The organism is Shewanella sp. 10N.286.52.B9 (assembly GCF_002873635.1).
GTDB lineage: Bacteria > Pseudomonadota > Gammaproteobacteria > Enterobacterales > Shewanellaceae > Shewanella.
On sequence record NZ_MCTY01000122.1, the window covers coordinates 2796 to 3119 of the forward strand.

Below are 324 nucleotides of genomic sequence, written 5' to 3' on the forward strand. Positions count from 1 at the left end.
CCCCAAACATTATCGAATACCTCGCTACCAGTTTGTGGTGGTTGGCCTGTTTCAGGTAAATCTGGCGGGGTTGGAGCACTGTTGGAGTCATCACTTCCACAGCCTGAAAGTATCGCCAATGCAAGCAAAGCAGCAGTTGTATTTAATTGTTTCATATCATCCATTTCACAACATTTTTCGAATGTGGGCGATACTCGCTCAACCTACCCCTTTTGAGTTAGTGACTTATCACAGTAAAATACATTCAGTTGTAATAAAAATGATATTGAATTCTTAGATTTGAAACGTATCACAAATAGCTTGGGTTGCATTAAATTGAACACC